General features: G+C 56.4%; 13 protein-coding genes. 5 read left to right on the top strand and 8 right to left on the bottom strand.

Translation table 11 applies throughout. From position 1 onward, the window contains the following. The first annotated feature begins 61 nt into the window (after positions 1-61). The 5 genes from QC821_RS21395 (at position 62) to QC821_RS21375 (ending at position 4,790) form a co-directional block, all read left to right on the top strand. On the top strand, positions 62-730 hold the full coding sequence (locus tag QC821_RS21395; protein WP_309725512.1) for a FadR/GntR family transcriptional regulator: 669 nt from the start codon (positions 62-64) through the stop codon (positions 728-730). A 90-nt stretch (positions 731-820) separates the two neighbouring features. After that, entirely contained in the window at positions 821-1,816 is a 996-nt protein-coding gene (locus QC821_RS21390; protein ID WP_309725510.1) for a TRAP transporter substrate-binding protein, read from the top strand. Between the two features lie 4 nt (positions 1,817-1,820). Then, a complete protein-coding gene (locus QC821_RS21385) occupies positions 1,821-2,315 on the top strand; it encodes a TRAP transporter small permease (protein ID WP_309725509.1) in 495 nt (164 codons plus the stop codon). Beyond that, the gene (locus QC821_RS21380; RefSeq protein WP_309725508.1) at positions 2,312-3,607 is read left to right on the top strand and encodes a TRAP transporter large permease; all 1,296 of its coding nucleotides are present in this window, start codon (positions 2,312-2,314) and stop codon (positions 3,605-3,607) included. Before QC821_RS21385 ends, QC821_RS21380 begins: the two co-directional genes overlap by 4 nt. A gap of 19 nt (positions 3,608-3,626) precedes the next feature. Continuing rightward, entirely contained in the window at positions 3,627-4,790 is a 1,164-nt protein-coding gene (locus tag QC821_RS21375) for a mandelate racemase/muconate lactonizing enzyme family protein (RefSeq protein WP_309725507.1), read from the top strand. A gap of 111 nt (positions 4,791-4,901) precedes the next feature. On the opposite strand, the gene QC821_RS21370 is transcribed toward QC821_RS21375, so the two are convergent. The 8 genes from QC821_RS21370 to QC821_RS21335 all read right to left on the bottom strand — a co-directional run bounded on the left by QC821_RS21370 (position 4,902) and on the right by QC821_RS21335 (position 13,813). Then, complete coding sequence (locus QC821_RS21370) at positions 4,902-6,059, bottom strand: alpha-hydroxy acid oxidase (RefSeq protein ID WP_309725505.1); 1,158 nt, start codon at positions 6,057-6,059, stop codon at positions 4,902-4,904. Beyond that, positions 6,056-7,054 carry a 2-hydroxyacid dehydrogenase gene (locus QC821_RS21365; RefSeq protein WP_309725503.1) on the bottom strand — a complete coding sequence of 333 codons (999 nt, stop codon included), beginning with the start codon at positions 7,052-7,054 and terminating at the stop codon, positions 6,056-6,058. The genes QC821_RS21370 and QC821_RS21365 overlap by 4 nt, the downstream gene beginning before the upstream one ends. A 29-nt stretch (positions 7,055-7,083) precedes the next feature. After that, on the bottom strand, positions 7,084-8,640 hold the full coding sequence (locus tag QC821_RS21360) for a UxaA family hydrolase (RefSeq protein ID WP_309725501.1): 1,557 nt from the start codon (positions 8,638-8,640) through the stop codon (positions 7,084-7,086). Between the two features lie 76 nt (positions 8,641-8,716). Next, on the bottom strand, positions 8,717-9,637 hold the full coding sequence (locus QC821_RS21355) for a dihydrodipicolinate synthase family protein (protein ID WP_309725499.1): 921 nt from the start codon (positions 9,635-9,637) through the stop codon (positions 8,717-8,719). 22 nt (positions 9,638-9,659) lie between these two features. Beyond that, entirely contained in the window at positions 9,660-10,781 is a 1,122-nt protein-coding gene (locus QC821_RS21350; RefSeq protein ID WP_309725497.1) for a mandelate racemase/muconate lactonizing enzyme family protein, read from the bottom strand. 33 nt (positions 10,782-10,814) lie between these two features. Then, positions 10,815-12,317 (bottom strand): tripartite tricarboxylate transporter permease, encoded by a 1,503-nt coding sequence (locus QC821_RS21345; RefSeq protein ID WP_309725496.1) that lies wholly within the window; start codon positions 12,315-12,317, stop codon positions 10,815-10,817. 26 nt (positions 12,318-12,343) lie between these two features. Further along, a complete protein-coding gene (locus tag QC821_RS21340) occupies positions 12,344-12,811 on the bottom strand; it encodes a tripartite tricarboxylate transporter TctB family protein (RefSeq protein WP_309725494.1) in 468 nt (155 codons plus the stop codon). A 30-nt stretch (positions 12,812-12,841) separates the two neighbouring features. After that, positions 12,842-13,813, bottom strand: coding sequence for a Bug family tripartite tricarboxylate transporter substrate binding protein (locus QC821_RS21335; RefSeq protein WP_422720143.1), 972 nt, complete (start codon positions 13,811-13,813; stop codon positions 12,842-12,844). Between the last annotated feature and the right edge of the window lie 107 nt (positions 13,814-13,920).

Here is a 13,920-nt window from a genome sequence, read left to right as displayed (position 1 = left end):
TGGTCGGTAAAGCAGGGAGGGTACCGGCGCTGGCCCTCCTGCTTCTACCGGGTGGTCCAAAGTGCTGCGGTTATTCTATGAATCTAGGATCCAGAATTTGATTGCCTCGCGCAGATTGAAGTCAGGCGAAAAGCTGGCCACGGAACGCGAACTCTCCGCCACATTGAACGTCGGCCGAGGCGCCGTTAGAGAAGGAATAAAACTTCTCGCCGCCTTGGATATCGTTGAGGTTCGTCAAGGCTCTGGCACCTTTGTAAAAAAGGATCAGAGCCTTGTATTGCTTGATGCATCTCACCTTGGCTCAGAGGAGCGGCGGGAAATGCTCGCTCAGGCTCATCAAACGCGAAAAATAATTGACTGTGCAGTAGCTGAACTAGCCGCACTCTCCGTCTCAGAGGAATCGTTGATAAAAATTCGTGACTATTTAGAGGATTCCGATAGAGAACCTATGTTAACTCGTCTGGCTTGCTCCATTGACTTGACATTCGAATCAATGCTCGGTGATGCAACAGGTAACGCATACCTGCGTGCAGTTCAAAAAGAAGCTCACCGTTATTTTCAAACCGCTTGGGAAAGCACCGGCTATATGCCACGCCCCGCTGAAGAACGGAGCCAGCAGCACTGGGCCATTTATAATGAACTTGCTGCGCGCAATTCTAAAGGCGCCAAAGCAATGATGGAAGCCCACCTGAATCTCCGCACTATTGAGAAAGAGCCTAACGATCGCTAGAAGTTACACGCACGCAATCCATCAACAAGGAGAAAATAGATAATAAAGCACGACACGCTAAGCCACTCATGACCATAACAGGAAATAAAAATGACATCATGTAAGCATTACTTAAATGGCACAGCCGTAGCAATTATTGCAGCAACTGCGACACTCGCTACAGCAGCAGAAGCAAGGACAATTACTGTAGGCACTGTTCTAAATGCTAGAGACATCAGTACTCAGTCGATGGAGCACTGGGGAGAACTTCTTACGGAAAAGACCGATGGCAGGATCTCTGTCAACATTATCCCTGGCGGGACACTTGGTGGCGACCGCGAGCACCTACAGCAACTCTCCTCTGGCGAGATCGACATAAATCTTTCCGCACCGGTCATGCTGCAGCATGTTGCGCCAGAGTACCAGTGCTTGGAAGCCGAGTATATCTATGAAAGCGAGGATCATGGGTTTGCAGTATGGCGAGGTGATATCGGAGAAGAGATATCGCAAAAAATCCGCGAGGAATATGGTATAGAATTAATTGGTATAGGCCGCAGAGGGGCCCGCCATGTTACCGCCAACAAAGCGATTGAAAAGCCTGAGGACTTGGAAGGCCTACGTTTCAGGGTTACTAATAACCTAAGAGCAGAAGTATTCGGTGCGTTTGGCGCCCAGCCAGCACCGCTACCTCTATCAGAACTTTACGGAGCACTTCGCCAAGGTGTTTTTGATGCCCAGGAAAACCCATTAGCAACTATTCATAGCTTCCGGTTTCACGAAGTACAAAGCCATATCAATCTAACTGAACATGTCTGGACCTATAACTTGGTTGCAGTCAATAGCGATTTTTATGAAAACCTCGGCGATGACCGAGAAGTTATTCAAGAAACATTGAATGATGCTATGGAATGGCTGTATGAAGCAGTAGAAAATGACAACCAACGTATTCGTGAGGACATTGAGTCATCTGGAAGTGCCGTATTTATTGAGCCGGACGTTGCTGCATTCCGTGAAATTGCTCGTCCTATACTGCAATCCTATGCAGATGAAAACTGCCGGCCGGGTCTTCTAGAAGACGTCGACAACACACTCAACGGTATGAACTGAGCCTATGAACAAGGTCAGCAGCTTCTTAGCAGCTGCCTGGCTAGGCATTGCCGTGACCTTACTGTCAATAACAGTGGTCACGGTCCTGGCTCAGGTGATTACACGCTATATATTGGGCATACCTCTGCCTTGGACGGAGGAAGTATCGCGACTTTCATTAGTTTGTTCAGTATATGCTGGCACAGTGCCAGCATATCTCCGAGGGGAACATATCGTTGTTGACTTTTTTGCACGCCAGCTTCCAAATCGTATTATGTTGGTATATGTCATGTTTCTCAAAGCAATAACTTGTAGTGTAATAGGTTACATTGCATGGGGGGCTTACCTGCAGATGCACGCCACCACTAACATGATGCTGATTGCACTGCCCAAAGTGTCTATTTCGCTAGTATATGGTTTACAGTTCCTGGCACTGACATCCCTCGTACTAGTGATTATTCTTACATGGAATAGGGTAGAGACATACTTACCCGATCCCAAGGAGCCAGAAGAGTTATGACACCTATTCTACTTACTCTGGCTGTATTGACGTTCATCATGATTGGTGTGATGGTCGCGGTTGCAGCAGGTCTAGCCGCGATTATTGGTGGTACGCTCGTATTCGGCGATCCTTTTGGCACGCGAATCCCGATGATGATCAGTAGGCTATCTATTGATCGCATTGATAATTTTCTATTACTTGCTATACCCTTTTTCATTTTAGCCGGTCGTCTCATGAATACCGGCGGCGTGACTGAGCGCCTCTTCGCTTTCATTGCTACTTTAATGCGGCCGCTGCGTGGTGGACTAGGACATGCCAATGTGATGGCCAGCTTTGTATTTGCGGGAATGTCAGGATCCGCAACAGCGGATGTCGCAGGATTGGGGGCGGTTGAGATGAAAGCGATGCGTGCCAACCACTACCCCGAATCCTTCAGTGCGGGGGTGACAGCGGCCACATCGCTACTTGGGCCGGTATTACCACCGTCCATTGTACTCATTGCATACGCCGTACAAGCCGAGCAGTCCGTTGCCACCCTGTTTCTTGCGGCCATCGTGCCAGGCATCATGCTCGCTTTGGCGTTTATGGCATGGGTAGCGCTCCAAAGTATTCGACACAACCTGCCCCGAGGCGACATGCCAAGCATCAAAGAATTGAGGCGAACCGGGCTCCACGCTTTCTTACCTATACTTACTCCAGGCATTATTCTAGTAGGTATATATGCAGGTATTTTTACTCCAACCGAAGCTGCCGCAATCGCCGTTTTGTATGCATTCACTCTCACAAAATTTGTCTATCGGGAATTGACATGGAATGAACTTATCGATCAGCTGAAGGGTACGGCTTTAGATACTGCCACACTCATGTTCATTATTGCCATGACCTCTGCATTCGGCGTCATTGCGTTACGACTAGGGTTACCACAAGCACTAGTTTCTACAGTACTAGGAATTTCTCACAATCCCACGATTGTACTTTACCTATTGCTCGTAGTATGGGTCATTATAGGCTGTTTCATGGCCCAGACACCGGCGATCATAATACTTACGCCAATACTTCTACCCGTTGCACAGCAAGTGGGCATCGACCTAATTCACTTCGGTATTGTCATGGCAATGGGTTTGACGATTGGTCTACTAACGCCTCCCGTCGGAATGGTACTTTATGCACTCAACAAAGTAGCATACGTCCCGCTGGGCACACTATTTCGGGTAAGTTTCCCGTATGTTCTCATCGCCTTAAGCGTAATATGCCTTCTGGTCATGTTTCCTGGCCTCGTAACAGCACTGCCCTACGGACTGGGCTTATAATCACTATAGGGGATATCAAATGAAAGTAGAAAAAGCTCGCCCACGCCGCGTAGGCCAATTCTTGTTTGCTGAAATCACAGCATCAAATGGACATGTGGGATATGGTGAAAGTGGTGCCTGGGGACATCTAGAAGCCTCAGAGGCGGCGCTTCAGAAATTCTGTGACTATTTGATTGGCAAAGACCCACGCCGCATAGAGCAACACTGGCACATGATGTATCGCTTCTCACACTTCAATGGCGCCGCGGTTGGTGGCGCGATATCAGCCATTGATATTGCGTTATGGGATCTCAAGGCAAAGTCATACGATGTACCAGTCTATGAACTACTCGGCGGTAAAGTGCGTGACAAGCTCCGTGTCTATGCTCACGTTTACTCACGCTCCGTCGAAGAGGTTACACACCATGCTGCAGAAAAAGCCGCAGCAGGGTTCACCGCCATCGGACATCTTAATCCATTTCTCGATGAACCCGAGGACAAACCATTCTTCTCAACTCATGCGGGCTTGATCGATATGGGCATCAACACCGTACGCTCTGTTCGTGAAGCAGTGGGCCCCAACGTAGACCTTAATCTGGAACTCCACCGCCGCCTGACTCCAGCAGAAGCTATCAGTTTTGCCGAGGCCGCTACTGAATATCGACCTGCGTGGCTAGAAGATCCCATTCGTCCCGAAAATATTGACGCGATGGCAGAAGTGGCTAAACGTACTTCAATCCCAATTGCAACGGGTGAACGCTACCACAACATCTACCAATTCAAGATGGCCATTGAGCGTCGCGCCCTTTCATTTGCCAGAGTCTCGGTTGGTATTTGTGGAGGTATTACGGCAGCACTCAAGATCGCTGCCATCGCAGAAGCAAATGACGTCCAGGTAGCACCGCATAACCCTATTTCGCCTATCGGTGTTGCAGCCTGCTCGGCAATTGGCTTTAGCCGCCCCGGCGTCTGGATTCAGGAATATCCTACTGGACATGAAGCTTATGTAATGGAAACCACACCAAAACTCCTTGGACAAAATATCATCGATGGCGACTTGGTGGTCGAGGATGGCTTCTTATTATGCCCTGAGTCACCAGGTATCGGCGTAGGACTACGCTCAGATGCGGAATCGATCCGGCCACCAATCAGCAAAGAAGTTCGCATGCGCCGCCACCTTGATGGGAGCTTGGTTGACCAATAGCAACCAACCCCATCGCGATTGAAATCGCTCCTACATTGGCTTTGGCGCCGCCCCCATGTGGGAGCGAATTCATTCGCGATACGCGATACTCGGCGCTATATCCTGAGAAGGTCATCCACCGTTGGCGACCAGGTGTCCCCTGCCAAGCTCTGCTACTCGCGTGACCCCCAGCAGAGCCATGTCACGGGACACTTCCTGCTTGAGCAGCTCGAGGGCATGCGCCACGCCGCTCTCCCCGGCATAGGCTGCCGCGTAGTTGATGGGACGGCCGATGAACACGAATGAGGCGCCCAGCGCCAACGCCTTGAGCACGTCCGTGCCACGCCGGAAACCGCTGTCGACCATCACCGGAAGATTGCCAACGGCCTCTACTACTGCCGGCAGCGCGCGCAGCGTTGCGACAGTACTATCGAGTTGGCGGCCGCCATGATTGGATACGATGATGCCATCCACGCCCAGCCGCTGCGCCTTGCGGGCATCCTCGGGGTGCAGGATCCCCTTGACGATCAGGTAGTCGGGCCATAGCTCGCGCACCCGCTTAAGCACCTCCCAGTCGAGATGGCTACGCCCCGAAAAGTCACGATTGACGTCTTTCGCGATCACCGGGATACCGCGAGAGGCATAGTTGTTTTCGAAATGCGGCATCCCATGGCGTAGCAGCGTGCGCATGAAGGTACCGAACAGCCAGCGAGGGCGTATCAGGCCGTCCCAGGCCAACCGCAGGCTGGGTCGAAGCGGTGAGGAGAAACCACAGCGCCGGTTGTTATCGCTATTCGGCGGTACCGGGTAGTCGATCGTGATCACCAGATGCTTGAAGCCGCTACGTCTGACCCGCGCGATCAGCGCTTCTATTGCCGGCATATCCCCTGGCAGGTAGGCCTGAAACCAATCGCTAGCCCCGTGTTCCGCCACCTCCTCCATGGGAATCAGCGAAGTGCCGCTGAGAATCATGGGTAGCTTGGCCGCAGCGGCGGCGCGCGCCTGCACGATATCGCCGCGGTAGGCCGACAGGGCGCTGAGACCCATCGGCGCAATGCCAAAAGGAGCGGCGTAGTGGCGACCAAAGAGCTCGGTCTCGCTTGACACTCGAGATACGTCAACTAGGCCGCGAGGTATGAAACTCAAGTCTTCGAAGGCGCGACGATTGGCCTTGAAGCTTCCACCCTCCTCCGCCGCATTCGCGACATAGCCAAATAGCGGCCGCGGCAAGTACCGCTGTGCGGCTCGCTCGAAGTCATGGAGGTTACGGATCTTGGCAAGACGCTTCACGGTTGTTCCCGGGCAGGTGTCATGGCTAACGCCTCGAAATTGACGCCATTAGGAGGCGCCTGGCCCTGCAGAGCAAGCACGATATTGTCCACGGCAAGCTGCGCCATCGCCGCACGTGTCTCATGGGTCGCCGAGCCGATATGCGGCAGCAGCACCACCTGCGGCAACGCCAGCAAGGGAGACGTAGCAGGCAGCGGCTCCTGCTCGAAGACATCCAGCCCCGCACCGGCAATCTCGCCCTCCTGGAGCGCCGTGATCATGGCCGCTTCATCGACTACCGGCCCCCGAGCGATATTGACGAAGATCGCCGAGCGCTTCATCTGGCGAAAGGCATCGGCACCGATCAGATGCCGCGTCGAATCCGTTAGCGGCACCGTCACGCAGACAATATCGGCGCAGGCCAGCAATTCCTCGAACGAGCAGCAACGGGCGCCTAGCTCAGCGTCGAGAACAGGCTTGGGCGAAGCGTTGCTGTAGATTACCGGCATCCCGAAGCCCAGCGCGCCACGCCTTGCCACGGCAGCCCCAATACGCCCCATACCCACCATGCCAAGCGTTTTGCCGTGGACATCGCGCCCGAACTGGGCCTCATCGACATGCGCTTGCCACTGCCCCTCACGCACGAAGCGATCCAACTCCGGCACGCGACGCGCGGTAGCCATGATCAGCGCAAAGCCGGTATCGGCCGTCGTCTCGGTCAAGACATCGGGCGTGTTGCAAAGCACAATGCCGCGGCGGCTCATGTCATCAACGGGAAAGTTGTCGTAACCCACCGAGATCGTCGCCACCACCTCCAGATGGGGAGCCGCATCCAGGAGCGCCGGCGTGACGGAGAGCTTGCCCCCTATCAAGCCATGCGCACGAGCCACGGCCGCGTGGTACTCGTCGAGATTATCGTCGTCGAGATGCGGAAAGTAATCGACGTGAAACTTGCCCTCTAACTGCTTCAAATGCTCAGCATGCAGCCGTCGCACCGCCACGATCCGTTTCTTCATTGTCATCTCCTGTCGCGTGTCGTGCGGCGTTAGCTCATGATGCCGATATGCCAAGGCACGAATTCATTATCGCCAAGGCCCAGAAGCTCGCTTTTGGAGCGCTGTCCCGATGCCGTGGCCAGCATCAGCTCGAAGATGCGCTGGCCCATAGCCTCCATATCGCAGGTGCCGTCGATGATCTCGCCGCAGTTGATATCCATATCGTCGGCCAACCGCTCGTACATCGAGGTGTTGGTCGCCAGCTTGATGGTGGGCGACGGCTTGGCGCCGAACATCGAGCCGCGCCCGGTCGTGAAGGCCACCAGGTTGGCGCCCCCAGCAATCTGGCCGGTAATCGACACCGGGTCGTAGCCCGGTGTATCCATGAAGACCAGCCCCTTGGCGGTCACCGGCTCGGCATAGCGGTATACCGCCATCAACGGGCCAGTGCCCCCCTTCATGGAGGAGCCCAGCGACTTCTCGAAGATATTCGCCAGGCCGCCGACCTGGTTGCCGGGGCTCACCTTGCCGTTGATCTGCACATCGCGGCCCACCGAATACTCCTCTTTCCACCAGCGCACACGCTCGACGAGCTTTTCGCCCACCTCACGGCTCGCCGCGCGGCGCGTGAGGGTATGTTCCACACCGTAGATTTCCGGGGTTTCGGAGAGAATGGCGGTCCCGCCATGGCGTGCCAGAATGTCCACCGCACGGCCCAGCGCCGGATTGGCGGTGATCGACGAGAAGCCGTCAGAACCGCCGCACTGAAGCCCAACGGTCAAGTGGGCGGCAGAGACCGGCTGGCGCTCGACGCGATTGGCCTCGGGTAACAATGCCTGGACAGCCTCCACGCAAGCCTGGATGGTCTTGGTCGTGCCCCCCATCGCCTGCATGGTAAACGTCTGCAGGCGCCCTCCGGCATCGAGCCCCTCGTCCTCCAACAGCCCATTGATCTGATTGCGCTCGCAGCCCAGTCCAACGATCAGCACGGCGGCAAAATTGGCATGCCTGGCATAGCCGGCAATGGTCCGACGCAGCAGGGCCATCGGCTCGCCGGTCATCTCCATCCCGCATCCCAGGGAGTGAGGAAAGGCGACCACCCCATCAACGTTAGGGAAGTCTGCCAAGCGCTCCTCCGTGAACCAGTCGGCGACCTTGCGCGCCACGGTGGCCGAGCAGTTCACGGTGGACAGAATGGCAACATAGTTGCGCGTAGCGACCTGGCCATTGGCGCGCACGATGCCCTGGAAGGTGGCTACTTCATTCGCGGGTACCGCAGTGACGGGGACATACCCCTCGGCATGACGATAGTCGCGATCGAACTCCTCGAACGCCACATTATGGCTATGCACCATATCCCCGGCCGAAATGTCACGCGAGGCAAAGCCTATCGGCACGTTGTACTTCAGGATCGCTTCGCCCTGCTGGATCTCACGCGTCGCCAGTTTATATCCAGCGGGGATTTGGGCACGGCTGGTAACCTTCTCCTCGGCTAACGCCATGCCCAGGGCGACCTCCTGGCGAGCCACCACCACGTTGTCACTCGGATGCAGGCGGATGGTAAGACCGGAAACGTGCTTGCCGGTGTGCTGAACTTGCGCTGTCATGTGTCATGGTTCTCACGCTGGCGCTCACCCAATGGCGGACCCAAGGGCGAGCGGGATGGTTCGGGTGGTAATCCGTTCAGGCTGTGCGGCCTGGCATGTCGAATCCCGCCATGTCCAGGGCACTGGACAGTGCCTTGCGCTGCTCGGCATCCAACTCGACCAGCGGCGGCCGCAGTTGATGCCAGGCGTCATCATCGCCATACAGCGCAGTCGCCGACTTGAGCGCTGGAATCATGGGAAATTGCTCGAATACCCCCCGCAGCGCGGAAAGGGCTTGCTGCTGCTGCTCGGCATCGGCGCTCTGCCAATCCCTGGCCAGCGCGGCAATCGGGCCAGGGTTCACATTGGCAGTGGCACTGATGCAGCCTGCCCCGCCGGCCCTCAGGTTCTGCAGCAGGAAATGCTCGCTGCCGGCATAGATATCGATCTCCTCGCCAAAGGCCTCGATCAACGCCTGGGTATTGGACCAGTCGCCGGAGCTATCCTTGATACCCGCAATGGTGTCGGGATAAGCCTTCAGCAGTCGCTCAACCAGCGCCAGGCTCAACGGTACCTGGGAGACCGGCGGGATATGGTAGAGATAGACCCTGAGCGCCGCGGATCCCACACGCTCGATAACCTCGGAAAAATAGCGAAACAGCCCCTCGTCCGAGACCCCCTTGTAGTAAAACGCCGGCAACATCAGCACACCCGCACAGCCATGCTCGACCGCACTGCGCGTCAATTCGACGCTGTCGCCAATCGCGCAGTGGCCGGTGCCAGGCATCATCCGCGCAGCGGGTATACCGGCCGCTACCAGAGCGTCGAGCAGGCCGCGCTTTTCCGACACGCTCAATGAGGTGGCCTCAGAGTTGGTGCCAAAGATCGCCAGGCCAACGTCGTTGCCGAGCAACCACCTGCAGTGCTTGGCAAAGCGGTCGGCATCCGGCTCGAGGTCAGGGCCGAATGGCGTAATCACCGGGGACCAGACTTGCCCAGCGCGATGCAATCGATTCATACGTCTCTCCTGCTGAAGTGGGTCACTGCCAATCATCAACAGCGAAGCGTGCCAACGCATCGGCATCGAAATCGAAGCCCAGGCCCGGCGAGGTGGGCAGCATGAGGCGGCCATTGTCACAGCGGAGCTGGGTATCGATCAGGCGGCGGAAGTTGAGCACCTGGTCGTCGGCGAAATACTCGACCATGGGCGCATTCGGCGTCGATGCGACCAGATGCACATGCAGATCGTGGAACCAGTGCGGGAAGACCTCGACGCCATAGCTAGCCGCCGTGGCCGCAATACGGCGAAACTCGGTAATCCCGCCGCATACCGCCGCATCGGTCTGGAGGATCATGGCCGCCTCCTTGTCCAGCAGCTCCTTGAAGCGCCAGCGGCCCGCCTCGATCTCCCCGGTAGCCACCGGCACCGGCGTGCGCTCAGCCAAGCGGCGGTGGTTATCGATATCGTCGGGGCTGAATGGCTCCTCGATCCAGTAGGGATCGTAGGGCTCAGCCATGCGCATGAAGGCAAGGGCCGAGGGCAAATCGCGCCAGGCATTATTGGCATCCATCATGACCAGCACGTCCGGCCCCACCGCGTCTCTAACGGCAGCAAGACGCGCCTCCTCCTCGGCAAGGCTGTCACGCCCCACCTTGAGCTTCACCGCCTTGAAGCCGTTTGCCACGTGAGCACGCATTTCATCGGCCAGGTGCGCAGGGGTCTTGCCCTCCAGGTAATAGCCGCCGCTGGCATAGGCAGCAACGCTCTCGGTCTCGTTGGCCCCCAGCATCTTGTAGAGCGGCAGGTTGGCTGCACGGGCATTGCGGTCCCAGAGCGCCGTATCGATGATGCTGATCGCGCGCATCACCGAACCGGCGCGCCCATGCAGCAACGCCTCCTGGTACATCTCGCGCCACAGCCCTTCCACGCGGTGAGTGTCCTGCCCCATCAGCACCGGCTTGAGCAGCTCACGCACAGCGTGAGTGACCAGTCGCCCGGCATTGCTGCCGCCGTAGCAGAAACCGATGCCCTTGTGGCCGTCGTCGCCGACCACCTCGACCACGGCATAGTCACGCTTGAGCACCTGGCGATTCGAAAAGCTGGTGGGGTTGTCCAGCGGCACACTAACCGTGCGTGCCTTAACGTCAACAATCGTAGCCATCGGATGTCTCTCCTCGTTCGTAAATGATGGTGATCAGGCGGGTTTCTTGAACTTGGATGCCACCGCACCCAACAGCGGCGTGGACTGGAGGACCGAAAACGCTGCCAGCAGTAGCAGGCAAAACGCGATCGGGCTCTTGACGAAGACCATGAAGGTGCCACCGCCAATCAGCATCGACTGCTGGAAGCTGGTTTCCATCACAGGCCCCAGGATCAGCCCCACCACCATCGGTGCCGGCGACATGCCCGCCTTGATCATCCAGTAACCGAACAGACCGAAGGCAAACATCAGGCCGACATCAAAGAAGCTATTGTTGATGGCAAAAGACCCCACTACGCACAGCACGATGATGGCGCATGCCACGAACCCATCCGGCACCTTGGTCACACTGACGCAGAGCCGCGTGAACATCAGGCCGACGGCCAGCAGTGCAAAGTTGGCCACGATCACGGCCCAAATCAGGGTGTAGGTAACTTCACCGTGTTCGGTAAGCAGGTTGGGGCCAGGCAGGATCCCATGCACCATCAAGGCACCCAGAAGAATGGCCGTTGATGAGCTCCCGGGGATGCCCAGGGCAATCGTGGGGATCAACGAGCCCCCCACCACCGAGTTGTTAGCCGCCTCAGGTGCCGCCAGGCCGGCAACATCGCCCTTACCGAAGCGACTCTTATCCTTGGCGAAGCGCTTGGCTTCGTTATAAGCAAACCAACTGGCGGTATCGCCGCCGGTGCCCGGAATCAGCCCAGTGATGATCCCGATCACACCCGAGCGGCAGATATTGGGCATCAAGATCTTGATATCCTTGAGCTTTGGCAGGAGGCGGTCGGTAATCCTGTTGGCCACCCGCTTGGCGCTAAAGCCACTTTTCTCAATCAACAACAGTGCCTGGGGAATCGAGAACAGGCCGATCAAGGCGACGGTAAAGCTGATCCCGGAGAACAGGTTCATGTGCCCGAAGGTCATGCGCGGGGTACCGGTAATCAGGTCCATGCCCACGGTGCTGACCAGCAAACCGATACCACCGGATAGCAGCCCCGACACTACCGAGCCCTGGGAAAGGGAGCCGATGATGGTGATACCCAGTACGGCAACGGCAAACAGCTCGATGGGACCGAACTTCAACACCAAGATCCCCAGCAGGGGCGCGGCAACCAGCAGCGCAATACCGCTCATCAAACCGCCGCAGAACGACGCAAACAGCGAGATCCCCAGCGCCTTGCCGGCCTTGCCCTGCTGCGAAAGCGGATAGCCATCCAGCACCGTCGCCGCCGCTGCCGGTGTACCCGGCGTATTCAGAAGGATCGCCGCGATCGACCCGCCATAGGAAGCCCCGACGTAGAGCGAGGCCAACATGCTCAGCCCAGCCCCTGGGTCCATGCTGAAGGTGATCGGGAGCAATAGCGCCAACGCCATGGTGGCCGACAGCCCAGGCATGGCACCCACGAACATCCCTAACAGGGTCCCGCCGATGATCAGCAGCAGGTTCCACCATGTCAGAACATTCAAAATCCCAGCGAGCAACATGCTCGAATCCATGATTCACTCCATTATCTGTAGTGGCGCTAGAAAGAAGGCAGCGCTGGCATATTCAGGCCAAGGAAGTTGAAGAACACCAGGCCGATAACTGACAACAAGGCAGCGACACCAATGCCCGCATATCTGATACTTACGCCTCTAACGACGAATAACGCCGACGCCATGAACAGTGCTGTCGCAATGAAGTACCCCACCACGCCAATACCGTAGACATATAACAGTGCTAAGCCATAGATAATGAAGGCCTTGGCGATACCCCGTACGTTGCGCGGCTTTTCAGTATCGGCCGCAGGCCCCGCCGATGTTGCAAGCCCAAGTCTCATCCTTGACACGATCACTTCCTGCACGATCAACGCCACTGAAAGCAAACCCACTACTGTCGAGAATATAAGTGGAATCTGAGCCGCCCTCGTTGGATAACCGCTATTATTGACAAAGAAAAATATCGCCAAAAACACACCGAAGGCACCCAGCGACAGGCGACTCACATTCATATCCTAACCTCCAACTTAAGAAATCAACTATCAGGCATCGTCTTCAACGTTTGCCCATATCTCGATGAACGTTTCCTCCATGCGCTTCATCATATCCATATAATCATCGCCGGTGATGATATCGATATAGAAAGCACGCTCTTCAGCCAGCGCCAGGAACTCTTCGTTGGTGGCCAGTTCCTCGAAGGCTGCGATCAGCTCGTCGCGTGCCTGGTCAGGAATGCCCGCCGGTGCGCTATAACCGCGCGATGAGCCATTTACCACGTCGTAGCCGATCTCTCTCAGCGTCGGGGTATCGGGCAGCATGGGCAGGCGCTCTTCCGAGAACACCGCCAGCGGCCGCAGGCTATCGGCGGTGATATGGCCATAGACGATGCCCACATTGTTGAAGCTGGCGTCGATCTGTCCGCCCATTGCAGCCGTGGCCGATGGGCCATCACCGGCAAACGGGACCTTTTCAAACTTCAACCCCGTGGCATTCTCGACCATGATCGTAGAAAAATAGTCATCGCCGCCGACACCCGAGTTGCCAATGGTAATCCGGCCGGGATTCTCTTCGGCAGCTTGCAGCAAGTCCTCAATCGTTTGATACGGGCTATCGGGGTGAACCACGATAACGCCAGGGTCGGTTACCACATTGGCGATAGGCGTCAGTTGATCAATGTTGTAATTGATGGATTCATTGATGATGTAGTTTGTCATCAACATCGGCGTATTGGTAATACTAATGACAGAGCCATCTTTCGGCGACTGGTTACCCAGGCGAGTCCAGGCGATGGCGCCTGCTGCACCGGGGATATATTCATTGACGAAGTTCACACCAAGGATATCTCGCAGAAACGGCTGAGCAAGTTGGGCCAGCGCATCGCTGCCGCCGCCCGCCTGGAAACCTTGAAGAACGCGAACTTCATCAGTTACGGAGTACTCTGCGCTTGCCGACAGAGGAATTGCGGCTGTCAGTGCAACCAGAGAGAGCGTGGCTGGCAATAATAATTTTTTCATCAACCCATACCTTTGTTTCCTGAATTCAAGTAATAAGCGCAGCACCTGCGGTGTTGAGGGCTCCTGAGTATTCACCCAAAAACACCTGTGCCGGTGTCCGGTAACCA

Origin of the sequence: Franzmannia qiaohouensis (assembly GCF_031451695.1) — a bacterium.
Classification (GTDB): domain Bacteria; phylum Pseudomonadota; class Gammaproteobacteria; order Pseudomonadales; family Halomonadaceae; genus Franzmannia; species Franzmannia qiaohouensis.
Note: the sequence above shows the minus strand (reverse complement) of the source record. Positions and strands in the feature narration are given on the sequence as shown.

What these genes read in the sequence shown, in the direction of transcription:
- QC821_RS21340 (WP_309725494.1), bottom strand. Translation starts at nt 12,811, where the DNA reads ATGAATGTGAGTCGCCTGTCGCTGGGTGCCTTCGGTGTGTTTTTGGCG.
- QC821_RS21345 (WP_309725496.1), bottom strand. Translation starts at nt 12,317, where the DNA reads ATGGATTCGAGCATGTTGCTCGCTGGGATTTTGAATGTTCTGACATGG.
- QC821_RS21365 (WP_309725503.1), bottom strand. Translation starts at nt 7,054, where the DNA reads ATGAAGAAACGGATCGTGGCGGTGCGACGGCTGCATGCTGAGCATTTG.
- QC821_RS21355 (WP_309725499.1), bottom strand. Translation starts at nt 9,637, where the DNA reads ATGAATCGATTGCATCGCGCTGGGCAAGTCTGGTCCCCGGTGATTACG.
- QC821_RS21360 (WP_309725501.1), bottom strand. Translation starts at nt 8,640, where the DNA reads ATGACAGCGCAAGTTCAGCACACCGGCAAGCACGTTTCCGGTCTTACC.
- QC821_RS21350 (WP_309725497.1), bottom strand. Translation starts at nt 10,781, where the DNA reads ATGGCTACGATTGTTGACGTTAAGGCACGCACGGTTAGTGTGCCGCTG.
- QC821_RS21335 (WP_422720143.1), bottom strand. Translation starts at nt 13,813, where the DNA reads ATGAAAAAATTATTATTGCCAGCCACGCTCTCTCTGGTTGCACTGACA.
- QC821_RS21390 (WP_309725510.1), top strand. Translation starts at nt 821, where the DNA reads ATGACATCATGTAAGCATTACTTAAATGGCACAGCCGTAGCAATTATT.
- QC821_RS21385 (WP_309725509.1), top strand. Translation starts at nt 1,821, where the DNA reads ATGAACAAGGTCAGCAGCTTCTTAGCAGCTGCCTGGCTAGGCATTGCC.
- QC821_RS21375 (WP_309725507.1), top strand. Translation starts at nt 3,627, where the DNA reads ATGAAAGTAGAAAAAGCTCGCCCACGCCGCGTAGGCCAATTCTTGTTT.
- QC821_RS21380 (WP_309725508.1), top strand. Translation starts at nt 2,312, where the DNA reads ATGACACCTATTCTACTTACTCTGGCTGTATTGACGTTCATCATGATT.